Origin of the sequence: Legionella genomosp. 1 (genome assembly GCF_900640215.1) — a bacterium.
Classification (GTDB): Bacteria; Pseudomonadota; Gammaproteobacteria; order Legionellales; family Legionellaceae; genus Legionella_C; species Legionella_C quinlivanii_A.
Window position 1 is genome coordinate 1 of the sequence record NZ_CAAAJH010000018.1, and the last position, 22,729, is coordinate 22,729.

Here is a 22,729-nt window from a genome sequence, read left to right on the forward strand (position 1 = left end):
CTCATAATCCGTTGGTCCTAGGTTCAAGTCCTAGTGGGCCCACCAATTAAAACCTTTAAAATCAATAACCTACGTTGATTACCTGTTTCAATCCAAAAGTCCTTGCGTGACTTTTGCGTGACCTAGGTCACGTAATTACAAACTTACTTGGCTTTCCCTTAGAGTATTTTGACTGGCAGGTCTACTCTTAGGGTTTCGCAATAAAGTTAATATCACACCGCTTTTTCGATTCTCACAAACATTATTAGCAGCTTGATATAAACTTTGTAGCTCAGCTGTAGAATAGTGAGTTGTAATCCTTCCTGAACGATGCCCAAGTAAGTCTTGCCTATCTTCAAAACTTACCCCTGCAGCTCTTAGTCTTCTGCCAAAGGTATGTTTTAAATCGTGCACTCTAACTTCAGATAATCCCGCCTTGACTCTAGCATTTTGCCAACCCGTCGATAACATGCGACTTAATGGTCTACCTTTAAAGCTAAAGACGTGAGTCGGGTGTTTACCTCTTTGCCCTTCTATCACAGATCGGACTGTTTCATTACAAACAATCAGTCGTTCCTCACCATTTTTAACCAATTCGCCGGGTATAATAAAAACGACAATATGCGATAATTCTGGAATTTTTATTTCCCAATCCCAGCGCAGCTCACATATTTCCCGATCTCTACATCCGGTGTTTACAGCAAACAAGGCCATGCTTTTCAGATGTTCAGGTAATTGCTGAAACAGCTTGTTTTGTTCATCCCAAGTTAATGGATAAGGTTTTCTTAAATCTGGCTCAGGTAAAAGTTTTATCTTTGGCGCTGAGTTTAACCATGTTAAACCAAACTCATCCATCCATTCACTAGCCGCTAAATTTAGTATGCGCCTAATAATCTTCAATCCATGATTAATAGTTCTCATACTTACTTCATCCTTTTTTCGACCTTCAATAAAGGATTGCAAGCTACCAATATGAATTGCTTCAATAGGCATGTCCCCAATGTACTTAACCACTTCTCGCAAACGCCCAGCATCATCACTGATACTGCGTTTGTGTTGATTTTCCATCAGAAATTTAGTAGCGGCTTCTGTGAATGTTCTTTTAGGGCGAACACCATAGACTGTTGCCAGCCTTATTTCTTCGAGACGCCTTGCGAGATACTTTTCCGCCTCTTCGAGGTTGTCAGTACCAGTGCTTTCGCAAAGTCGTCGTCCGAAGACCTTTTTGTCAATACACCAGACGCTGCCACGCTTTTGCAGCCCTGGCGTTCTTTTTCGTCCCATAGTTCCAAACTCCTGCTTTTTACTGCCGCGGGACGACCACTACACTGTATATAATCGTCTACCCAGGCGTCTAAATCAAGTCGGTCGAATGCAATGCCCTGAGTTCCCATTGGTATTTCAACCAATTTCGGCCTGACATCGTTATTAAATCGATGACGATCCATACCTACGTAGGTCGGTGCGTCTCTTAAGCGAATTAATCGGGGGATTAGATGAATATTGCTCATTATTTCTCAACTCCTGTAACTCACAAAACATAAATGCTCGTTTCGAGCATTTATTAGAGCATAACGAGCACTTTACTGCAAATATTTTTTTAGGCTATACCTATAATAATTTTATTTGTACAATGGCTATCAAAGTAATATTAAGGTGACATCAAATGAGTTTAATGGACAAACTTGAACATGCTGTAGGAAATGAGTATTTGATCAGCCACAAAAATTTATTGTTAGACACAAATCAAAACAAACAGAGGCAGGCTAATTCTAATAAAATAGTTTCAATACAAAGACTGAACCAGCCTGATAGCAATAAGATAGTGAATATAAAACAACTTAATGCATAAACTTATAGTAGTAGGATCGGGAATAAAATCCATTTCTCATCTGACTGAAGAAACTAAACGGGTTATTCAAAGTGCTGATAAGGTACTCTACCTTATCAATGAAGATAACCTAAAGCAGTGGATTCAACGGGAAGCCAAAAATTCTGAATCGTTGGATCCTATCTACTTTAGCAGTGAAAAACGTATTGAAGCTTACCAGTCAATAACAAACCATATCATTAAAGAATATAAGAAAGTTTCAATTTTATGTGTTGTTTTTTACGGCCATCCTACCGTTTTTGCTGACTCAGCACTTAACGCTGTAAGACAAATTAAAAAGGATGGTGGCGAAGCCATTGTTTTACCGGCAATATCAGCCCAAGACTGCTTGTTTAGTGATCTTGAAATTGATCCAGGTGATCAGGGGTGTTTTTCAATTGAAGCAACGGAGCTGGTATTATTTGAACGTTGCATCGATGTTCATGCCCATTTAATACTTTGGCAGGTAGCAAACTTTGGTAGAACTGATGGGAAAAAAGCTAGCAACCTATCAATTCTAAAAGATTATCTAAGTAATTATTACCCAGCAGATTATTCCATCTGTCTTTATGAGGCACCCTCCCTGCCCACTTGCTCCCCGAGAATAGAGTGGATTCAGCTCTGTCATATTGAGCAATCAGTTATTTCTTCAATAACAACAGTATATATTCCACCAATTGAAAAAAAGGCTATTAGCAACAAATACTTGAGACTGCTCAATCTAACTATTGATGATTTAATACTGAAGTGATAAATACTCTGATCGTTTTAATCTATACAATACATGCCCAATAAGCGGGCTACCAGACGGCACTTTGGGATTGTCAAAGTCATCTTCTGAATTAGTATGTAACCCAATCTTTTGCATCACTCGAATAGACGGTTTGTTTAATGCTGATGTGAACGAGACTACTTCATCCAAATTTAATGTCTTAAAAGCATAATTAAGTACTACTTTAGCAGCCTCAGTTGCATAGCCTTGGTTCCAGTGTTTTGACGATAAACGCCACCCAATTTCAATCGCTGGAGTAAAATGAGCTTCAAATGTGGCTGTAAACAAACCTACAAAACCTATCATCTCACCAGTATTTTTAATTTCAGCAGCATATAGAGAGAAATTTTTTTCTTCCTGATGAGAAATAATTTTATCTATGAACGCAATGGTTTCTTCTCGTGTGGGGACGGCTGGGAAAAACTGCATCACTTTTTGATCCTGATTAATGGCAATTAATGATTCAACATCCTCTTCTTGAAAAGTGCGCAGAAATAATCGTTCTGTTTCTAATATTCTCATATACATACCTTATTGTTTTCTTAATCTAACGCAACCTCTAAATAACTTCGCATCGCTGGCAAATTGCGTTTTGTCACTGCAATAAGAAAAAGCAAATCTGTTATCTGTACCTTCTAATTCCCCAGAACTATTAATGCTCTTATTACTAGAGGATTTATAGTGGTAAAAAGAAAATTCCGTTTGTTTGCTTACATGGTAAAGTAGACTTCCAAAAGCGGAACTATTATCTGCAGTAAACTCCGACTGATAAGCCAACAGCACATTTTTAAGCATTTCCAGTTCACTATAAGCGCTGTTGCTCTGATTGGTTTTAAATGTATTAATCTTGGCAAAGGGGCACTGTAAGGGATAGTAAACACTTTCAGACTGACCATTCAAAGCTGAAGGCACCATTACTGTCGCTGTATATTCTAAGTCATAACATTCATTATAAATTTTCTGAATCGTTTTAACTGGAAAGTATTGCTCATCAATTGCCGGCTTCACACCAATACCTGAGCCCATGCAAATATTAAAAATGTATTTTGCTGTATCCATAATGAATGGCGTAGGTCTGAAACGATTAATACTCTTGGCACTGAGGAATAAATCGTTACAGGAGGCATCGTAAGTATTTTGCGTCAACTTTTTCCTTAACGACTCCGAGAAATAAAGTTTCAGCTTAAGCCATTTATCATTATGTTTAACTTCATTGATAAACTGCTCGGAAAAATAAAGAATCTGGCTATACCAGTTATCGATGGTATTTTTATCCTTCAATATCTCTTTGAATACCAGGTAATGTTCATATGGAGACTTGGGAGCCGGAACAGCAACATTAAAATATTTCTGAATTCGGGCATGTTTTCTTTTACAACCGATATTCGGCAATAAAAATGATGAAAGTGCACCAGAAGAGACAGATAGTACGTTGTTATCTACAGTCTGATCCTCATCAAAAATAACTTGCATATTAAAAATTGCGCCAGGTCCCTGAACACAGTCTGGAAAGATACGCTCATCTTCCCCAAAATAATGCCACTCACAAAATTTATCCAGTATTAAGCCCAAGGGTAGACTATTTTTGCCATAGCCAAGATGATTAAATAACTCATTATCGGTGTGCCTACTGTCAATCTTTTCCATTTGGCCACTACTGGTTGGCAGATAAGCATGATTTTTAATGCCGAAATGTTCACCGAATTTATAACGAGTTACAAAAAAAGGGATGTTCTTATCAGGTTTAATTTCTTCAATAACACTATATATCGACTCATTGACTTGCTTTACTTGATGCTTGACTTCATCCCATGAAACTCTAGTAATTTGGTTCATTCCTAAACACCTATACAGCAATTAAATATCAATTATCATCCCTTGAAAATCAGGATAATTGCAGGAAGGGATTAAGTTTATCCATTTTTAATGGTAGAGTCACCTTTCAAAATAGTTTTAGGGAAAAAATATGTTGTTATCAGAAAAAATGCCAAAAGGAATCATGCCCCTGTATTTAATACAAGCTTTTTCAACCTTTTCCTATGCGGTTCTATATTCCTCATTATCTCTGTTTCTCACTAAACAATTAGGATTATCCAATACCCTTTCAAACAGCATTGTCGGATTATTTCTAGCATTTAATTATGTTCTGCATTTACTTGGCGGAGTGGTTGGAGGACGATTTCTAAGTAACCGAGCATTGTTTTTAATTACCACGGCCGTACAAACGATTGGTATTTTACTTTTGGCACTTTCAGTTAAGTCGCTGCTTTACTTTGGACTGAGTTTGTTTCTCGTTGGATGTGGCTTAAATACTACCGCATACAATAGTATACTGACGCAACGCTTTGCACCGGATGATAACCGCAGAGATAAAGCCTTTTTCTTTAGCTATTCCGCCATGAACGTAGGCTTTTGCGCTGGCTACATCATCAGTGGTTTTTTTGATTACTCCAACCAATATCAAACTCTGCTCTATGCCAGCATAATTCCCAACGTAATCACGCTTCTCCTTATGTGGGGTTACTGGTCAAACCTGAATGATCGTGATACCCCCTTACTCAAAGTTAAAAGCAAAGCTTCACTGAATTACAAAAAAACTATTGGATGGGGAATTATATTATTACTTATCCCATTCGCCTTGCTTTGTTTTCATAAAGCTCAGTTCAGTAATGGGGTTGTAGTAGGCCTCAGTCTTATTATGTTTTTTGTCATTTTATACCTTGGCTACCAACAAAAATCGACTTTGGATAAGCAAAAGATTATCACTTTTCTAATCCTGACAGTAACATCAATCCTATTCTGGATGATTTACTTCACAGGCCCAATGGGTGTAACACTATTCATTAAAAACAATGTTGATAGACACCTGTTCCAATATGAAATGGCAACCCAATGGATTTTGAATATCAATGCCATCGTGATCATTATCGGTGCCCCGTTATTATCAATTGTGCTAACACGACTGCAGGCAAAAGGATACAATGTATCAGTAACCAAACAATTTATCTGGGCCTTTCTGATACTGGCAGGCTCCTTCTTCTTGTTATCCAGTGGTATCTTCGCTGCCAATGAGCATGGATATATTAGTGTTTACTGGGTGATGCTTCATTTTACTACTCAAGCAATTGCGGAGTTACTCATAGGGCCAGTAGGCTATGCCATGATCGGCAGAATTTCCCCACCGCAATTACAAGGCGTGCTTATGGGCACTTGGATGATGGTATCCGGCGTATCAGCATCGTTATCACATTATTTTTCCAATGCCATGACCAAAGGTGAGTCTACAAATCCATTGCTATCTAATGGCGATTACCAGCATGTGTTTAACCAGCTGGGTATGTGGGCACTATTGGGTGCAGTTTTCCTTTACTTGATCGCCAAAAGAATTAAACCTGTTATTGAGCAGAAAACAGATTCAGGCTTATCGGAAGCTATAACAGTCGCATAAAAGAGGGCATGAAACGATAACAATTGATATAAAATAGATCAAAATTGCATTTTACTTCTGATCTTTTCCATGTAAAAAAACTAATTTTATCGATCTCACGGCTGTGGTTTACTGTTTTTGGTTTGGATTATGCCGTAGTAATATGAAAGTGAGGTTGTTTACATGGAATGTTTTATCGAGGTTTCAGAACCTATTATTGATGTTAAGTTTCAATTAAAAAAAGATACTCAAAAGTATTTGATTGATTATATTCTCTCCTACAGCAAATTGGACTGTAAAGAACTAGCCCAAATACTTGAAGCCAGCCCACTGATGCTCAGTCAGGTATTGGCTGGAAAAGAGTTCTTAGGAGCTGCGAAGGCACATAACCTATTTCATTATTTCACCATGCTGATTGGGCATTAAAGCTTTTAATTTCTGTCACACCAGATCTGTTCTATAGTTTTGATATCTTAAAGAACAGATCCACCCATCAAATGAATCAAGATTAATACACTTTGCCTATAGTCATGCTTGTAAATTGATTAATCAAGATAAATTGGTTAGCATAAACCGGTTTTAAACCTTTTTAGCCTAATGTGATCTAGTTTTCATTGGCTATACTTGTTTTTATATTGCAAAAATAATCATAAGAGAAGAGCAATGAATGATAGGTGGTTATCGGTTGATGAAATTGGCGAGTACCTCGGGGTTAAAAGAGATACTGTTTATAAATGGATTAATGATAAAGGAATGCCAGCCCATAAAATTGGACGACTTTGGAAGTTTAAAATTTCACAAGTAGATGGCTGGGTTGAAACCGGAAGTGCTCAAGAAACTGAAAAGAATAATGATCAAGAGGGTTTAATATGAATTACAGTATGCATAACACAATAATCAATTTCATCTGGGGAATTGCTGATGATGTATTAAGAGATGTGTATGTTCGTGGTAAATATCGGGACGTAATTTTACCCATGACTGTAATTCGTCGCCTTGATGCCTTGCTTGAGCCCACCAAAGAAGCTGTTCTCACCATGAAAAAACAACTAGATGGAGCAGGCATTGCCAATCAGGATGCTGCCCTATGCCAAGCCTCAGGCGAAGCCTTTTATAATTGCTCCCCATTTACCCTTAGAGACTTAAAGAATCGTTCCAAAATGCAGCAACTTAAAGCTGATTTCGAGTCCTACTTGGATGGTTTTTCTCCTAACGTACAAGAAATATTAGATAAATTTAAATTCCGAAACCAAATTGACACCATAGTTGAAGCGGATATTCTGGGAGCATTGATTGAGAGATTTTTAAATCCTAATATTAACCTAAGCCCCAAATCAGTATGCGACACTGAAGGCAGCGAACGACTGCAAGGTCTAGACAACCATGGAATGGGAACGATTTTTGAAGAGTTAATTCGCCGATTTAACGAAGAAAATAATGAAGAAGCTGGTGAACACTTTACCCCACGGGACATTGTTAAACTGATGGCCGATGTGATTTTTCTACCAATCGCGAACGAAATTGAATCAGGTACTTATCTTGTATATGACGGAGCTTGTGGCACCGGTGGTATGCTAACCGTTGCAGAGGAAAGACTGCAAGAATTAGCTCAAAAAGCAGGTAAAGAAGTCTCTATTCATCTATATGGACAAGAAATACAACCTGAAACCTATGCTATTGCCAAAGCAGACCTATTACTGAAGGGAGAAGGTGTAGAAGCGGAAAACATCAGATACGGTTCTACACTCTCAGCCGATGCTTTTGTCTCTAATCAGTTTGATTTTATGCTTTCCAATCCACCTTATGGCAAAAGTTGGAAAACAGATTTAGAGCGCATGGGAGGAAAGAAAGATCTCAAGGACTCTCGCTTTATCATGGACTATGCCGATGATCCAGAATATAAAATGATAACACGTTCCAGTGACGGTCAGCTGATGTTCCTAGTTAATAAGCTTATGAAAATGAAGGAATCCAGCAAACTTGGCAGCCGTATAGCCCATGTTCACAATGGCTCTTCATTATTTACAGGTGATTCGGGGCAAGGTGAAAGCAATATCCGTCGTTGGATCATTGAAAATGATTGGCTCGAAACAATAATCGCCTTGCCTGAAAATATATTTTATAACACAGAGATTGCTACTTACATCTGGGTTTTAACTAATCGAAAATCTGAAAAACGAAAAGGTAAAGTCCAGCTAATTAATGCGAAAGATTGGTATAAATCATTAAGGAGAAGCCTTGGAAAAAGAAATTGCGAATTAACTGATGAACATATCAATGAAATATGTTCTCAAATTATTAATTTTAAGGAAACAGAGAATTGTAAGATACTTTCAAATCAAGCATTCGGTTATAAAGATATAACTATAGAACGACCCCTTCGCTTGTCTGTTCACTTAACAAAAGAAAATCTTTTACATTTCAAAAATAAGTGCTTAGAGGCTAATGAAACATATCTATATGATGTGTTAAAAGCAGTTTCAAAAAAATTAGGTGAGGAGCCTTGTCTTAATTATAATTATTTTATTAATGAAGTAGAGTTGGAAGCATCGAAAAGTTCATTAAAGCTGACAAGTATTAGAAAGAAATTAATAACTCATAATTTAGCAACCCCTAATGAGAGAGCCGAAGCAGTTATTAAAAAGACTTATAAAAGAGGTTCTATTGAGGCTAATCCTCTTTATGGTTTATTCGAAATAAAACAAAAAGATAAAAAGTTTATTGTTGAATATGAACCGAACCCAGATTTGCAGGATTTTGAGCAAGTTCCTCTACTTGAAGAAGGAGGAATAAACTCATTTATTAATCGAGAAGTAATTCCATTTACTCCGGATATATGGGTAGACCCCTCAAGTACTAAAGTTGGTTACGAAATATCATTTGCCAAGTATTTTTATAAACCTGAACCGGTGAGAACGCTAGAAGAAATAAAAGCAGATATATATTCTTGTGAACAAGAGAGTGAAGGCTTATTAGAAGAAATTATCGGAGAAAATGATTAATGGAATCTTATTCTCAATCTCAAACTGCTAAAGTCGCTTGGTTAGGGAAAATACCAAAACATTGGAAAGAAAAGCGCGCAAAATATTTTTTTAAAGAATTAGATGTCCGCTCTGAATCAGGTACTGAAGAAATGCTTTCAGTTTCCCACATAACTGGTGTCACCCCACGAAGTGAAAAAAAAGTCACAATGTTTTTATCTGAAACCAATATTGGGCAAAAAAAATGTCAACCAGGAGATCTTGTTATTAATACAATGTGGGCCTGGATGGCTGCGCTTGGTATTGCAAAACATGATGGTATTGTTAGCCCATCATATGGGGTGTATAGACCAATAAATAAACACGAATTTAATCCAGTTTATCTTGATCTTTTATTACGAATAGAGGGATATCGTACCGAATTTTATTGCAACTCTACTGGAATACGCTCTTCTAGATTAAGGCTTTATCCTGATAAATTTTTAAGCATTCCAATAATTTGTCCCCCGCTCGAAGAGCAAAACAAAATTGTTAATTATCTTAACTGGAAACTTTCTAAAATCAATAACTTTATTAAGGCTAAGAGAGAGCTTACATCACTTATAGAAGAGAGGAGAAACATACTTACGAATAAAGCAATATTTGACTCAAGTACAAAAGAAATGAGACTGCAGTTTATTGTCGAGCAAATTAAGAGACCTGTAAACCGAATGAATTCGAAAATATATACCCCCATTGGCTTATATAATCGAGGACGAGGAATATTTGTTAAACCGAAAACTCAAGGAAAGGAGTTAGGGGACTCTTCCTTCTTTTGGATTGAAGAAGGTGATTTAGTCTTGAGTGGACAATTTGCCTGGGAAGGTGCGGTATCCATTGCAACAGAAAATGAGCATGGTTGTATTGCTTCTCATCGATACCCAATATTACGAGGGCATAATAAGTTAGTTAAAACCTCATTTCTATGGGCCTTTTTTCAAACAAAATTGGGTTATTTGTTACTTAATACTCATTCAAAAGGAGCTGCTGGCCGTAATAGGCCTCTCAACATTAGAACTCTTCTAAAAGAAAAAATACCTGTGCCATCTATAAAACTACAAAATGAAATTGTAGAAATCACAAAACAAGAAAAATTATTAAAATCTGAAGTAAAGCAACTTGAAAATTTATTAATAGAGTATAAAGCACGTCTTATTTCGGATCTTGTAACAGGAAAAATCGATGTTCGAACAATACAACTTCCTGATTTCAATCATAATGACGCTTATATGGATATTACTACAGAAGAAAGCATAGCAGAAGAACAGTTCATAGAGGTAAGTGAAGAATGAAATTCACCAACACCAGTGAAGCAGGCCTTGAAGCGACGATTATTGACTCATTAATCAATGAATCGGGATATGAAGCAGGTAACTCTCAAGATTATGATCGATCGTATGCTATAGATTTAACCAAGCTCTCTGCTTTTTTGCAGCTAACCCAACTAAAGATTGCCGATAACCTGAGCCTTTCTAGTGACACTCCAAAAAGAACAAAATTCTTACATCGTTTACAAGGTGAAATTGCCAAACATGGCATTATTAATGTCTTGCGTAAAGGTATAAAACATGGGCCCGATACCATTACCTTTTTTTATGGCAGCGCGACGGAAAATAATGTCAGAGCAAAAGAGCTTTTCGAACAGAATATATTCAGCATTACCCGCCAACTCCGCTATAGTAATAATGGTACACAATTGGCATTGGACATGGCAATATTCATCAATGGTTTGCCAATAGCCACCTTTGAGCTAAAAAACAAACTTACAAAACAAACTGTTGAAGATGCCGTACAGCAATATAAAAATGATCGGGACACCAAAGAATTATTATTTCAGTTTGGGCGTTGTGTAGTGCATTTTGCTCTGGACGATCATGAAGTACGAATGTGCACGCACTTAAAAGGTAAAGCCTCATGGTTCCTGCCCTTTAACAAAGGTTACAATGATGGCGCAGGAAATCCACCCAATCCTGATGGCATCGCCACGGATTATCTATGGAAAGAAGTTTTAAACCGCTACCGACTGACCGATATTCTTGAAAACTATGCTCAAATTGTCGAAGAAAAAGATGAGAAAACAGGCAAAAAAAAAGCCAAGCAAATTTTTCCGCGGTACCATCAATTAACCGTTGTTCGAAAATTGCTTAGCCACACTAAAGAAAATGGTGCTGGAAAACGCTATTTGATTCAGCACTCCGCTGGCAGCGGAAAATCCAACTCTATTGCTTGGCTGGCACATCAATTGGTCGGTCTGGAACGAGATAAAAAAGCCGTTTTTGATTCGATTATAGTGGTTACAGATCGACGAATTCTGGATAAACAAATTCGCGATACAATTAAATCATTCGCTCAAGTGGGTAGTATTGTAGGTCATGCCGAGCGTTCTGGTGATTTACGTCGCTTTATCAGCGAAGGCAAACAAATTATCATTACCACTGTACAGAAATTCCCATTTATCCTAGCAGAAATTGGCGATGAGCATCGACAAAATAAGTTCGCCATCATAATTGATGAAGCACACTCAAGCCAAGGTGGCCGAACGGCTTCAAAGATGAACATGGCCTTATCTGCAATTGTATCTGAATCAGTTGAAGAAGAAAGTATCGAAGATAAAATCAACGAGCTAATGGAAAGTCGCAAAATGCTTACCAATTCGAGTTATTTTGCGTTCACAGCCACGCCGAAGAATAAAACATTGGAAATTTTTGGAGAACCAGATCCTCAGTCTGATGGCACTGTCAAACACCTTCCTTTTCACAACTACACCATGAAACAAGCCATTCAAGAGGGTTTTATATTAGATGTGCTAAAGAATTATACACCGGTAGCCAGTTTTTATCGTCTAATCAAAGCAGTTGAAGACGAACCATTATTTGATAGCAAAAAAGCTCAGAAAAAATTGCGCAAATATGTAGAGTCTAACACCCATGCAATCCGTGAAAAGACAGAGATCATGGTTGACCATTTCCACGCACAAGTAATGGGACATCGTAAAATAGGTGGGGCAGCTCGCGCAATGGTAATCACCAGCGGTATTGAAAGAGCCATCGAGTATTTTCACGCAATTAACCATTATCTTAAGTACATGAATTTTCCCTATAAGGCCCTTGTAGCATTTTCCGGTGAGCATGAATACGGCGGTCAAAAGGTTACCGAAGCTTCGCTAAATGGCTTCCCCAGTAATTTAATCGCCGATAAAATTGCAGAAGACCCTTATCGCTTGTTAGTTGTTGCTGATAAATTCCAAACCGGATACGATGAACCTTTAATGCATACCATGTATGTTGACAAACCTTTGGCTGGAATCAAGGCTGTTCAAACGCTGTCTCGACTTAATCGAGCGCACCCTAAAAAATATGATACTTTTGTCCTCGATTTTTACAATGATGTCGATGTCATTGAACAAGCATTTTCAAAATATTACCGGACAACTATTTTAAGTGAAGAAACTGATCCAAATAAATTGCATGATCTTCAATCCGATCTTGATGGCTATCAGATATATTCATCAGAACAGATCGATCATCTTGCTGAGCTTTACCTTAGTGGTGCTGATAGGGAAAGATTAGATCCTATTTTGGATCATTGCGTGGCTGTTTACTCCAATGATCTCGATGAAGATGGACAGGTTGATTTCAAAGGGAAGGCAAAAGCATTCATAAGAACTTATGGTTTTTTATCCTCTATACTTCCCTATAATAATGCTGAATGGGAAAAGCTATCCCTCTTTTTAAATTTCCTTACACCGAAATTACCTACCCCTAAAGAAGATGATCATGCATTAGGGATACTAGAAACAATTGACATGGACAGCTATCGGGCGGAAGTACAAGCAAGTATCAGTATCAGATTGGCGGATGAAGATGCTGAACTCGATGCAGTACCTACCTCTGCCGGCGGAAGAAAATCGGAACCGGAGATGGATCAGCTCAGCAACATCATCAGAACCTTTAATGACATGTTTGGCAATGTTGAATGGAAAGACAAAGATAAAATCCGCAAAATGATTTCCGAAGAAATCCCAGGGAAAGTTGCTGCTGATACTGCCTATCAAAACGCCATGAAAAACTCAGACAAGCATAATGCCCGCGTCGAACATGATCGCGCACTTGGACGGGTTATGGTTGAGCTGATTGCTGATCATACCGAGCTTTTCAAACAGTTCAGTGATAATCCATCATTTAAGAAGTGGCTTGGGGATACTATTTTTGGGGCGACTTATCAATCTGATAACCAAAATCGGTCAGAATAAAAAAGCGTAATTGAACAAATAGAGATTTGGGATAACTTCTTGATCTAAAAGTAGTCGTTGTTGGAAAAATAATTCAAATCGGAAGTGCCGTATATGAAAAACCTAAAAGTTGAATTAAAAAATTGCTATGGTATTAAATTATTAGAGAAGAATTTTGATTTCAGCCACAATAAAAAGCAAAATAAAAATAGAGCATATGCCATTTATGCCCCCAATGGATTAATGAAGTCATCTTTTGCGAAAACATTTGATGTAATCTCCAATGGTGATTCTCCCAAAGAGGAACGTTACAATAGACTCTCAAGTTACACAATCGAAGCAGATGGACAGAAGATTAAAAAGGAAGAGATTTACGTCTTGAAATCAGAACTCGATATTAATTCTGATAGCCCTGCGATAACTGATATACTTGTTAACCCAAAAAGTAAAGCACAATATGACGAATTGCTCCTTGATGTAGATAATCAAAAAAATAAACTGATTAATTCACTTCAAGGCGTATCCAAAGTTAAAAATGCCGAAATTGAAAAAACCATTTTGAATGATTGGAGAGAGACCGATTTTTTAAAATGCATCAGAAAAATCATGGAATCCGCATCAGTTGATGATTTAAGTCTTTTCAAATACTCAATAATATTTGATCCAAAAGTTTTAGACGTTTTAAAGAGTACTGTTTTTCTAGCCAAGGCTAAAGATTTCCATGATCGATATCAAGAGCTGTTTATTAGCCCTGGAACGATTTATGAAAAAGGAGTTTTTAATCCAACGAGTGCAGATAAGTCCTTTTCAACACTGGATGAGCAGGGTTTTTTCAAAGGAGGTCATCGCGTTCATTTAAAAGGAGATGACACATCTATTGATAAAGATGGGCTTAACAAAAAATTAGAAGAAATAAATGCGCGCATTAATGGCGATAGTGAACTTAAAAAAATACAGGCCATTCTTGCTAAAAACGCCCAGACTCAAGCATTTACGCAATTAATAGAAAATCTTCCAACTACCCAAGTAGAATTTCTTTTAGATAAATTGAAACCAGAAAATCAAAGTCAATTCCGTCGAGATTTATGGGCGCATTATGTACATAATTCTCCACAAACACAAAGCTACCGTGATTTAGCTGAAAGTTGTGATGCAGAAATTATCTCTATTGAAAAATCTGCAGCAGAGACAGTTCCTCAATGGGAAAAAGCGATTAATCTTTTTAACGAACGGTTTATCGAGATGCCATTTACTCTTTCCGTGCCAAACCACGCTCAAGCGGTACTAGGCAAAGAAAAAGCAAGATTGAGCTTTATATTTAAAGACGGTGACGATGAAGTAGAATGGTCTAGATCTGAAATTAAAACACTTAGTCAAGGTGAGAAACGAGCGCTCTACCTTCTCAATTTTATATTTGAGGTAGAAGCTCGTAAATTAGCAAAACAGAAGACTATTTTTATTCTTGATGACATCGCGGACTCCTTTGATTATAAAAACAAGCATGCGATTCTTCAATACCTAGAAGATTTATGTGAAATAGATCATTTTTACCAGATAATCCTTACACACAACTTTGATTTTTATCGTTCATTAGCTATTAACTTTGTCTCATACGACAGGTGCTTAATGGCAAATCGTAATCAGAGTTCTATAGAGCTATCTAATGCGGACGGAATAAAGAACTATTTCGTTAATAAATGGAAACATAGAATTTCAGAAGATGACTGCATACTGTGTGCAACGATTCCTTTTGTTAGAAATCTTATTGAGTATATTAAGGGAGATGAGGATTCTGACTATCAGACATTAACTAGCCTGCTTCACTGGAAAAAAGAGACAGGATCAATAACCGTTGGTAACTATCTTAGAGTATGCAATGATCTATTTGGAACAAGTCACAATATAAGTAATAGTGCTTTAGTAAAAGATTTGCTTTTTTCCTTGGCTGTTAAAATTTGCAACAAAGAAAGCCATGATGGCTTAAATCTAGAGGATAAGGTTCTACTCTCCATTGCCATTCGTCTCCAAGCTGAAAGATACATTACAGTAAAACTACGTAAAATAAAAAGTGATGAGCTTTATTGGTGTAAGTCTAAAAATCAATTTGGAGCTCTCATTAAAGAATATTTAAGCTATGAAGAAAATGATCCGGCCATTCGAATTTTAGAAAAAGTGAGTATCACTGTAAGTTCAAATATCCATCTTAACTCATTCATGTATGAGCCTATTTTGGATTTAACAATTGAACATTTAATTAAGCTATATAAAGAAGTTTCGGCGCTACAATAGTAGGAGTTTGGGTTTATGAAATTTATTCACACTGCCGACTGGCAAATCGGGAAACAATTCGCCAACATCAAGGGTGATATTGCCGCTTTCCTTCGCGAGGCAAGATTCGATGTCATCAAGACTATTGCCACCCTTGCAAATCAGCATAAAGCAGACGCAATTTTGGTTGCCGGTGATGTGTTTGATGCAAATGAAGTCAGTGATACAACCATCAGAAAAACACTTAATGCTATGCAAGAATACAAAGGTCCATGGGTATTATTGCCAGGTAACCATGATCCAGCATTGGCACAAAGTGTTTGGACTCGAATGAAAAACTTACCTGAAAAGACAGATAATATTATTTTGGCTTTAGATCCTGAACCAATATCACTTGCTAATGATGAACTTCTAATATTGCCTGCACCATTAAAATTACGTCATGAATATAAAGATTTAACAGAATGGTATGATACATTCCAAGCCCCTTCATCAGCTTTTAAAGTGGGACTAGCGCATGGTTCGATAGAGGGGTTTCTGCCTGAATCAGCTGAAATTCATAATATGATTTCTTATCAACGAACTGAAAAAGCAGAATTAGATTATCTCGCTTTAGGTGACTGGCATGGTCAATTGAAGGTATCAACTAAAGCATGGTATGCCGGAACTCCTGAACAAGATCGATTTCATGATAATGAGCCAGGTAAAGCTTTATTAGTGACATTAAATAAAAATGACGAAAGACTAAAGGTTGAATCCTTAGATACCGGTAAATACCAATGGCATAAAATTCAATTTAATATATTTACGACAAATGATATTGAAGCACTAAATAATGATTTTTCAAAGTTTCAATCTGCTAAAAACCAGGTAATCTCACTGAGCTTGGATGGTAATTTATCTTTGGAGAATCGCCAGAAACTAGAACAGTTGCTGGACTGCTGGAAAGCGAAGTTCGCAATGCTGGAAATAGACGATACAAATCTAAAGCTAAGTCCTTCTGAACAGGATTTACAAGATTTTCAATCCGCAGGATTCTTAAGTAATACCTTGGAGAAACTTTTAGCGATCAAAGAGAATGAATCAAATGAACAACATCCCTTTGCTGATAGAGCCATCCAAATGCTTTGGCAAGAGCTGCAATCAAATAAAGGGGTTGGTTAAATTATGTTGCTAAAATCGATTGCAATTGAAAATTTTCAACAGTATGAAAAGCCTTTTGAACTAACAGGACTTTCTTCCGGTATAAATGTTATTTATGGCGATAATGAGGCTGGAAAATCCACCCTTTTACGTGCATTGAGAGCCATATTATTCGATAGATTTAACGGCATGGGTGCCGATGACTTTGCCGGTTACAAAGGGGGTAGCCCTGAAGTTAAGATTGAGTTTGAACTAGTTGGTAACAGTTATACTCTTGAAAAGATATTTTCTAAGAAAAAAGATGGACGAGCCTTATTGACCAATGAAAAAGGTGTTCAATGGTCTGGATCTGAGGCTGAAATACACCTCGCTGAATTATTGAAATTCGAAAGCGTAGAACGAGGGCTTGCCAAGTCAGAGCAACAAGGGATTTATGGGGTATTATGGGTTGAGCAAGGTAGCGCCTGGCACCAAGTCTGCATATCAAATAACACCAAGGCCAGTCAAACCATACAAAATGTACTCAGTCATGAATTAACTGATATGTTGAGTCAGGGGAAAGGTGAAAGCCTCTTAAATAAATTCTGTGACGAACTCAATGAATTTCAAACAGAAAAAGGTGGAAAACCCAGAGGCCAATATAAAGAAAAACTAGAAGCCCAAGCCGATGCTGAACAGAGACTGAAAAACCTGATAAGTGAATTAAATAACTACCAGCAAAAAGTTGATCAACTATCAGATTATCAACAAGAACTGACTTCTTTAATTGAAAATAGGACCGAGGAAAATGACACGGAACAACTTGAAAAAGCGCGAAAACAATTAAAATATGTGCAAGAGGTTAATCAACAATATGAACAATGCAAGCAAGATCTAAAACTCGCTGAACTTAAGCATCAAAACGCTGAAACGGCCTGGGTTGAACGAAATAAACTAATTGATAATCTTCATAAAGATACTGAAAATCATGAAACCCTACTTTCACAAATCGAAGACTTAGAAACAGAAACTAGTCAACTCAAAGAGAACTTAGAAACTGCCAAAATAGCTTTAACTATAGCTAGAAAAAATCATGAGCAAAGTCATATAGCCATAAAAAAAGCAATGGATTATCAAAAATTAGTGGGAGTTCAAAGCCACATAAAACGAATTTATGAACAGCTTCAAAAAGTGGAATTGCTCAATACTGACATCACAAAGAAACAGAAACTCTTATCACAGATAGTACTTGATGCTACCGCCTTAAAAAATCTCAAAATGATATGCGAACAAGTTAATTCCTTACAAATGCAATTTTCAACCACAGCAACTAGAATTGAATATTCAATTCATGAGGACGCTGTAAAAATAAACAATGAGCCTATTGCAGGTACTGGCGAATTATTTATTACTGACAAATCAACATTAAATTTTGGTAACAGTCAAATTAGCATTATACCTGGTGGCGAAGAACTAACTACCCTACAGACAAAATTAGAAGTAGCTAAAGAACAACTTACTGCAGCATTCGAACAATATAATATTACTTCAGTATCTGAAGCAGAGAAACTCGTAGATAATAAAAGCTCTCTTTCGAATGAAATCATGTCATTAAAAAAGCAAGTAGAAATAATTGCCCCAGACAGCATTGAATCGTTGAGGCAAGAACTAACTGAGAACCAAATAGAGGAAACCAGGTTAAGAAACCTACTGGGCGAAACAGAGACAGTTTCAATGGAAAAAGCAGAAGATCAAGAAAGATTATCTTCAAACGAACTAACTAAGTGCAGTGATAATGAACGTCATGCACATGACCAGTTTGTCAAAAAAGAAGCTAGTCTTAAACACGCAAAATCTTCCATATCATCAATAAAAGAAAGTTTAACAGCAATGAATAATCAGCTGGATACAGCTCGAAAAGACCATACAGATGAAGAACTAAAAAACAGAGAACAGGCTATCGCTGAAGAAAAGCAACAACTAAAGAACAAACTGGAATCTTTTGAAAATACCTTAAAGGACCTCGATCATGAAGGTGCTGTCTCTGACGTCGAGCGACGCCAGGGCGTTTTAGATTCTACTAAAAGCAGAATTGCTGAATTAAAGCAGCAAGTTAGAGATTTATCTATTGAGCTTCAAACCAGTGGGCATCGTGGGCTTGCTGAAGAAAAAGAACAAGCCGAACAGGAGTTAAAGGATATTGGCAAAGACGTCGAGCGACTATATATGCACGTTGGTTCCTTGAATTTGTTGTGCCAACTGATAAAAGAGAACATTCAATCCGCCAAAGAAATGCTGGTTAAACCTTTAACAGAGGCAATGACACCCTATTTAAAAATTTTATTCCCTAATTCAGAGCCAGTGATCGATGAAGAGTTTTCACTTCAACATATATTGCGGGATGGTGTTAGAGAACCATTTGAAAACTTAAGTATAGGTACTCGCGAGCAGCTTGCCATTTTGCTACGCTTAGCCTATGCAGACTTACTGGCCGAAAAAGGGGCATCTGTTCCAGTAATTCTCGATGACGCATTAGTTAATTCTGATGATCTCAGACGCGAGAAAATGAAACAAATTCTGCACCGTGCATCTAAAAAACATCAAATTATACTCTTAACATGTCATGGCAATGACTATCGGGATTGCGGTGGAACATTACTAAGTATTTAGCTTTTTAATCCTCTAACCAGACTAAAACCGCATCCAATAATCTGGGCTTGCATCTCACTGGAACCAACACGAATGTCAGCCCAATCCTCATTAAGTGCGATTAACTCAAACTGCTGAGTCTCTTTAGAGGCCGATAATTGCTTATACTTGCGAACAATGACTTCCTGATCTCCCTCAATCAAAGCTACTACAAAATCGCTAGGTTTGGGGCTTGTATCAGGATCTACGATGATGACATCATTAATCCGAAACTCGGGCATCATGCTTTCATCTTTAATCTGCAGTGCAAAAGCATTTTTTCCAATGCTATCACTGACAGCTGTACTAACAGGAATAAACTCAACTTTGGTATCAACATCCTCTTTAATTTTCTGGATGAAAGCAGCTGGATCAATTGCTTGTTTGTAATCCAAGACAGGAATCAATGCCCCCATACCAAGGGATTTTGTCATCTTTCCTTCACGGTTATCGGTTAAGCACATCAAATAAGAGGCTGAAACTTCTAGCGCATCAGCCAGCAATTTAATTTCTGTTGGACCAGGGGTACGGTCACCTCTTTCATAATTATTAATACGTGAAATTTTCAAGTCACTGGTCAACTCCGCCAATGCTTTTCTCGTCAATCCTTTCGCCTTTCGTTCACTCATGATTCTTTGGCCGATTTTCTCTTTGATGTTCATGCCCATTCCACGGTATTTGGTTAATAAATTAATTCATTTACCCATTGACTATTGCTCGTAATGTGTTATTTTGAGATTTAATAACTGCTCGTTTTGAGCAGTTAAGCTCATTAAGAGCTAATGCAACGTCTTAAGTTCTCAAAATGGTATCACAAGTTTCATTGGACGCTAAGACTTTTAGTTAAGGAATAACGGATTATTTATGTATTTTACAGTGAATGACAATGAATTGGATGCACTCTGTGGGCTTTCATATATTCAGCAAATTACCTACTTAAGAGGGATTCGACCTTACATGGATCGCAATACATTCATAGTAGGGATTAAGCGACGAATTAGTTACCAATCACTGACTGAAGTGCTTTATATTGAACCCCATCAAGGCATTACAGAATCAGGGAGTCCTAGCCGTCAGCAAATTCGCCGAGCCATTAAAGGGCTTGAACGATCAGGACTTATTGCCATTCAGTCTTTCGATAAACATCTTATTTTAAAATGTCTTTTAGCGGATATCAGTTATTCCGTCCAAAATAAACCCGACACAAACCCGACACAGCAAACCGACACAAAGCCGCACGTAAAACTCCTTGTAAATACAGGGTTTTCTGAGGGAGCAGAGGTAAAAGCCAACACAGATGAAATCCTAAAAGCCGACACACCTCTAATAAAAGAAAATAATTATATTTATTTATTACAACGCTTCGAGCATTTCTGGCGTATGTACCCCGAGAAAAAGTCACGTGAACGTGCCTATGAAATTTTCGAACAAATCAATCCAGATGAGCCTCTGCTGCAAACTATGTTGCAAGCTCTTGCTCAACAAATAAAAGCCCGTACAGAAAAAGAAGCGCATGGGGAATGGGTTCCAGCATGGAAATTTCCAGCCAACTGGTTGTCTCAAAAATGCTGGGAAGATGAAGTCAAAATTGAATTAACGCAGGAGAAAAGGAATGAGAAGTACGGCCCAAATACTAAGAACAGAGCCATTGATCCATTCTGGAATCCAGAAACAGGAAACACAGCAAGCACCGGTGAAGATGAATGCAAGCCAAGCAACGTCATCAACTTGCAATGCTACAGACAGCAGTAAAAAGCGTATTGAAAACCTGTTTACTCGCTTTGCTGTCTTTTACGGGCATTTGTGGCGCAGCCAGTTTAAGAGCGATGGTTTTTTGGATTTTGCCAAGAAGGAGTGGCTGGAGGGCTTAAGTCGATTCAGTGATGAGATTTTGAATCAGGTCATTATGGATTGTCGCGATCATTGCGAAATGCCTCCTACCCTGCCGCAAATGATTAGTTTTTGTCGTGATATGAAAAAGCGAAATGCTTTTGATGTCGCACCCGAAAAATATCAACCAGCCAGTAAAGAAGTGGTTGAAGAGAATATCAGGCAGTGCAAAGCCTATTTATTTAAATAACAGAAGGAGAAGCGATATGTTGGTTTTAACAAGAAAAGTTGGGGAATCTGTCGTTATCAGTGAGGACGTTTACTGCACTGTAGTGGGTTATCGTGATGGTGAAGTTCGTCTTGCTTTTGATGCCCCTCAATCAATTCCAGTTCACCGTGATGAAATTCAAAGACGCATTTATCGGGAACGCCAAAAAGATCAATGGTTCAATGACTCTCCTCCCAATAAGGAAAGCATCGTTGACCGTTTAATTAGCAAATTCAAGCACGGGTTAAAGTCTGCTTAGAATCATCAGTAATTGAGGATTATATCGTATGAAGGCACAAGAAGAACAAGGGATAACGGTTAAAGACCGTGCCCGTGAAAAGCTAAGACGTGACTTGGGCGGCATGATTGAACAAGCGCTAAGTGATCCTAAAACCGTTGAAATAATGCTCAACGCTGATGGCAGACTTTGGCAAGAACGCTTAGGTGAAACCATGCGTTGTATTGGTACTATTACCGAAGCTAGAGCGGAGTCCATTATCAAAACAATTGCTGGATTTCATGGCAAAGAAATAACGCGTTTTAATCCGATATTAGAAGGTGAGCTACCACTAGACGGTTCTCGTTTTGCAGGACAGCTACCACCCGTGGTAACAAAGCCAACCTTTGCTATTCGTAAAAAAGCCATATCGGTTTTTACCCTTGATGACTATGTGCAATCCGAGATCATGACAGAAGCACAATGTGAGGTGATTAAAAATGCCGTGGTTGCACATAAAAATATTCTGGTCATTGGGGGAACGGGTTCCGGTAAAACCACTTTAGTAAACGCAATTATTAATGAAATGGTTAGGCATTCACCTGCGGAGCGCGTTTTTATTATTGAAGACACGGGGGAAATTCAATGTTCTGCTGAAAACTGTGTTCAATACCACACCACACTTGATGTCAACACGACTCAACTTCTCAAAACCACACTTAGGATGCGTCCTGACAGAATCTTGGTTGGTGAGGTAAGAGGCAGTGAGGCACTTGATTTACTCGATGCCTGGAATACAGGCCATGAGGGAGGAGCTGCCACATTACATGCAAATAACTGCCTTGCAGGACTTCATCGATTGAAATCACTAATTAGTCGAAATCCAGCAGCACCAGCCGAAATTGAACCGTTAATTGGTGATGCGGTTCATTGTCTAGTGCATATCGCAAGAACCCCCTCGGGGCGTCGTGTCGAAGAAATTTTATCAATTAAAGGTTATGAAAACGGTCATTACACCATCGAAAAACTCATTTAAG

General features: G+C 37.8%; 19 protein-coding genes. 15 read left to right on the plus strand and 4 right to left on the minus strand.

Annotated features, from left to right (window positions below; translation table 11 throughout):
- Nucleotides 1-135: 135 nt before the first annotated feature.
- A complete protein-coding gene (locus E1O89_RS13720; protein ID WP_410054774.1) occupies nucleotides 136-1,263 on the minus strand; it encodes a tyrosine-type recombinase/integrase in 1,128 nt (375 codons plus the stop codon).
- 382 nt (nucleotides 1,264-1,645) lie between these two features.
- Between E1O89_RS13720 and E1O89_RS13730 the strand changes: the two genes are divergently transcribed.
- A complete protein-coding gene (locus tag E1O89_RS13730) occupies nucleotides 1,646-1,831 on the plus strand; it encodes a hypothetical protein (protein ID WP_133140645.1) in 186 nt (61 codons plus the stop codon).
- Nucleotides 1,824-2,600 carry an SAM-dependent methyltransferase gene (locus E1O89_RS13735; protein ID WP_133140646.1) on the plus strand — a complete coding sequence of 259 codons (777 nt, stop codon included), beginning with the start codon at nucleotides 1,824-1,826 and terminating at the stop codon, nucleotides 2,598-2,600. The genes E1O89_RS13730 and E1O89_RS13735 overlap by 8 nt, the downstream gene beginning before the upstream one ends.
- Here E1O89_RS13735 and E1O89_RS13740 read toward each other — a convergent pair.
- Together E1O89_RS13740 and E1O89_RS13745 are read right to left on the minus strand one after the other, a co-directional pair.
- Nucleotides 2,586-3,143 (minus strand): GNAT family N-acetyltransferase, encoded by a 558-nt coding sequence (locus E1O89_RS13740; RefSeq protein ID WP_133140647.1) that lies wholly within the window; start codon nucleotides 3,141-3,143, stop codon nucleotides 2,586-2,588. The two genes, E1O89_RS13735 and E1O89_RS13740, sit on opposite strands and share 15 nt — an antisense overlap.
- 9 nt (nucleotides 3,144-3,152) lie before the next feature.
- Complete coding sequence (locus tag E1O89_RS13745) at nucleotides 3,153-4,457, minus strand: hypothetical protein (RefSeq protein ID WP_133140648.1); 1,305 nt, start codon at nucleotides 4,455-4,457, stop codon at nucleotides 3,153-3,155.
- A gap of 130 nt (nucleotides 4,458-4,587) precedes the next feature.
- On the opposite strand from E1O89_RS13745, the gene E1O89_RS13750 reads away from it, so the two are divergent.
- The 9 genes from E1O89_RS13750 (at nucleotide 4,588) to E1O89_RS13790 (ending at nucleotide 19,359) form a co-directional block, all read left to right on the plus strand.
- Nucleotides 4,588-6,069, plus strand: coding sequence for a peptide MFS transporter (locus E1O89_RS13750; RefSeq protein WP_133140649.1), 1,482 nt, complete (start codon nucleotides 4,588-4,590; stop codon nucleotides 6,067-6,069).
- Between the two features lie 162 nt (nucleotides 6,070-6,231).
- Nucleotides 6,232-6,474 carry a hypothetical protein gene (locus tag E1O89_RS13755; RefSeq protein ID WP_133140650.1) on the plus strand — a complete coding sequence of 81 codons (243 nt, stop codon included), beginning with the start codon at nucleotides 6,232-6,234 and terminating at the stop codon, nucleotides 6,472-6,474.
- Nucleotides 6,475-6,711: 237 nt separating this feature from the next.
- A complete protein-coding gene (locus tag E1O89_RS13760) occupies nucleotides 6,712-6,921 on the plus strand; it encodes a helix-turn-helix domain-containing protein (RefSeq protein ID WP_133140651.1) in 210 nt (69 codons plus the stop codon).
- Nucleotides 6,918-9,050 (plus strand): class I SAM-dependent DNA methyltransferase, encoded by a 2,133-nt coding sequence (locus E1O89_RS13765; protein ID WP_133140652.1) that lies wholly within the window; start codon nucleotides 6,918-6,920, stop codon nucleotides 9,048-9,050. Before E1O89_RS13760 ends, E1O89_RS13765 begins: the two co-directional genes overlap by 4 nt.
- Nucleotides 9,050-10,360, plus strand: coding sequence for a restriction endonuclease subunit S (locus E1O89_RS13770; RefSeq protein ID WP_133140653.1), 1,311 nt, complete (start codon nucleotides 9,050-9,052; stop codon nucleotides 10,358-10,360). The genes E1O89_RS13765 and E1O89_RS13770 overlap by 1 nt, the downstream gene beginning before the upstream one ends.
- Nucleotides 10,357-13,320, plus strand: a complete 2,964-nt coding sequence (locus E1O89_RS13775; RefSeq protein ID WP_133140654.1) for a type I restriction endonuclease subunit R — start codon at nucleotides 10,357-10,359, stop codon at nucleotides 13,318-13,320. Before E1O89_RS13770 ends, E1O89_RS13775 begins: the two co-directional genes overlap by 4 nt.
- Nucleotides 13,321-13,413: 93 nt before the next feature.
- A complete protein-coding gene (locus tag E1O89_RS13780; protein ID WP_133140655.1) occupies nucleotides 13,414-15,588 on the plus strand; it encodes a hypothetical protein in 2,175 nt (724 codons plus the stop codon).
- Between the two features lie 15 nt (nucleotides 15,589-15,603).
- Nucleotides 15,604-16,731, plus strand: coding sequence for an exonuclease SbcCD subunit D (locus E1O89_RS13785; RefSeq protein WP_133140656.1), 1,128 nt, complete (start codon nucleotides 15,604-15,606; stop codon nucleotides 16,729-16,731).
- A 3-nt stretch (nucleotides 16,732-16,734) separates the two neighbouring features.
- Nucleotides 16,735-19,359 carry an AAA family ATPase gene (locus E1O89_RS13790; RefSeq protein WP_133140657.1) on the plus strand — a complete coding sequence of 875 codons (2,625 nt, stop codon included), beginning with the start codon at nucleotides 16,735-16,737 and terminating at the stop codon, nucleotides 19,357-19,359.
- Here E1O89_RS13790 and E1O89_RS13795 read toward each other — a convergent pair.
- A complete protein-coding gene (locus E1O89_RS13795; RefSeq protein ID WP_133140658.1) occupies nucleotides 19,356-20,039 on the minus strand; it encodes a helix-turn-helix domain-containing protein in 684 nt (227 codons plus the stop codon). The genes E1O89_RS13790 and E1O89_RS13795 overlap by 4 nt on opposite strands.
- 202 nt (nucleotides 20,040-20,241) lie before the next feature.
- Between E1O89_RS13795 and E1O89_RS13800 the strand changes: the two genes are divergently transcribed.
- From E1O89_RS13800 to trbB, 4 genes are read left to right on the plus strand one after another with little or no spacing between them, the layout of a single operon-like run.
- A complete protein-coding gene (locus E1O89_RS13800; protein WP_133140659.1) occupies nucleotides 20,242-21,129 on the plus strand; it encodes a hypothetical protein in 888 nt (295 codons plus the stop codon).
- 16 nt (nucleotides 21,130-21,145) lie between these two features.
- Nucleotides 21,146-21,457 carry a Vir protein gene (locus tag E1O89_RS13805; protein WP_133140699.1) on the plus strand — a complete coding sequence of 104 codons (312 nt, stop codon included), beginning with the start codon at nucleotides 21,146-21,148 and terminating at the stop codon, nucleotides 21,455-21,457.
- A 16-nt stretch (nucleotides 21,458-21,473) separates the two neighbouring features.
- Entirely contained in the window at nucleotides 21,474-21,734 is a 261-nt protein-coding gene (csrA, locus tag E1O89_RS13810) for a carbon storage regulator CsrA (RefSeq protein WP_133140660.1), read from the plus strand.
- Between the two features lie 28 nt (nucleotides 21,735-21,762).
- Nucleotides 21,763-22,728: a P-type conjugative transfer ATPase TrbB gene (gene trbB / locus E1O89_RS13815; RefSeq protein WP_133140661.1), complete on the plus strand. Its 966-nt coding sequence runs from the start codon at nucleotides 21,763-21,765 to the stop codon at nucleotides 22,726-22,728.
- The last annotated feature ends 1 nt before the right edge of the window (nucleotide 22,729 follow it).

Bases quoted from the DNA above. Each gene is read 5' to 3' on its own strand.
- E1O89_RS13720 (WP_410054774.1), bottom strand. From the start codon at position 1,263: ATGGGACGAAAAAGAACGCCAGGGCTGCAAAAGCGTGGCAGCGTCTGG.
- E1O89_RS13730 (WP_133140645.1), top strand. From the start codon at position 1,646: ATGAGTTTAATGGACAAACTTGAACATGCTGTAGGAAATGAGTATTTG.
- E1O89_RS13735 (WP_133140646.1), top strand. From the start codon at position 1,824: ATGCATAAACTTATAGTAGTAGGATCGGGAATAAAATCCATTTCTCAT.
- E1O89_RS13740 (WP_133140647.1), bottom strand. From the start codon at position 3,143: ATGAGAATATTAGAAACAGAACGATTATTTCTGCGCACTTTTCAAGAA.
- E1O89_RS13745 (WP_133140648.1), bottom strand. From the start codon at position 4,457: ATGAACCAAATTACTAGAGTTTCATGGGATGAAGTCAAGCATCAAGTA.
- E1O89_RS13750 (WP_133140649.1), top strand. From the start codon at position 4,588: ATGTTGTTATCAGAAAAAATGCCAAAAGGAATCATGCCCCTGTATTTA.
- E1O89_RS13755 (WP_133140650.1), top strand. From the start codon at position 6,232: ATGGAATGTTTTATCGAGGTTTCAGAACCTATTATTGATGTTAAGTTT.
- E1O89_RS13760 (WP_133140651.1), top strand. From the start codon at position 6,712: ATGAATGATAGGTGGTTATCGGTTGATGAAATTGGCGAGTACCTCGGG.
- E1O89_RS13765 (WP_133140652.1), top strand. From the start codon at position 6,918: ATGAATTACAGTATGCATAACACAATAATCAATTTCATCTGGGGAATT.
- E1O89_RS13770 (WP_133140653.1), top strand. From the start codon at position 9,050: ATGGAATCTTATTCTCAATCTCAAACTGCTAAAGTCGCTTGGTTAGGG.
- E1O89_RS13775 (WP_133140654.1), top strand. From the start codon at position 10,357: ATGAAATTCACCAACACCAGTGAAGCAGGCCTTGAAGCGACGATTATT.
- E1O89_RS13780 (WP_133140655.1), top strand. From the start codon at position 13,414: ATGAAAAACCTAAAAGTTGAATTAAAAAATTGCTATGGTATTAAATTA.
- E1O89_RS13785 (WP_133140656.1), top strand. From the start codon at position 15,604: ATGAAATTTATTCACACTGCCGACTGGCAAATCGGGAAACAATTCGCC.
- E1O89_RS13790 (WP_133140657.1), top strand. From the start codon at position 16,735: ATGTTGCTAAAATCGATTGCAATTGAAAATTTTCAACAGTATGAAAAG.
- E1O89_RS13795 (WP_133140658.1), bottom strand. From the start codon at position 20,039: ATGAACATCAAAGAGAAAATCGGCCAAAGAATCATGAGTGAACGAAAG.
- E1O89_RS13800 (WP_133140659.1), top strand. From the start codon at position 20,242: ATGTATTTTACAGTGAATGACAATGAATTGGATGCACTCTGTGGGCTT.
- csrA (WP_133140660.1), top strand. From the start codon at position 21,474: ATGTTGGTTTTAACAAGAAAAGTTGGGGAATCTGTCGTTATCAGTGAG.
- trbB (WP_133140661.1), top strand. From the start codon at position 21,763: ATGAAGGCACAAGAAGAACAAGGGATAACGGTTAAAGACCGTGCCCGT.